This is a genomic window from Bacillus sp. SIMBA_154 (assembly GCF_046536015.1).
GTDB lineage: Bacteria > Bacillota > Bacilli > Bacillales > Bacillaceae > Bacillus > Bacillus pumilus_P.
Genome location: NZ_JAWJBV010000072.1, coordinates 1 through 411 on the forward strand (window position 1 = coordinate 1; position 411 = coordinate 411).

1 protein-coding gene is annotated in these 411 nt (G+C 46.0%); it reads left to right on the forward strand.

Going from position 1 to position 411, the window contains the following annotated elements; translation table 11 throughout:
- A partial coding sequence (locus R0K30_RS21140; protein ID WP_410612722.1) for a CbiX/SirB N-terminal domain-containing protein occupies positions 1 to 411 on the forward strand: 411 nt, incomplete at both ends.

Consider the following 411-nt stretch of genomic DNA (forward strand, 5'->3'; position numbering starts at 1 on the left):
GAGCAGGCGAAAGTGGTGCTGATCGGAAGAGGAAGCACAGATCCGGCAGTTAAAAACGCAGTCGGTGAGATTGCCGGAAAACTTGAGGCGATTACACCTGTTAAAGAAGTCATCCCTTGTTTTTTAACAGCATGTGACCCGCACTATAAAGAAGTGTTTGCCGGCCTTGAAGAGGATGACGGAGCACCCGTTTTTATCGTTCCATATCTTCTGTTTACCGGGCTTTTAATGACTGAGATTGAACGGGAAGTTGAAAAGCTTCAAACGATCAATCAAAATGTTCATCTCGCTTCATACTTAGGTTTTCACCCTCATATTAAGCAGGCGTTTTTGTACCGTGTGTCAGAAGCTGTTCGAAACCCCGGCGGTCAGTTTGATTTTAAGGGGGGACAGTATGCTGCCTCTGCACAT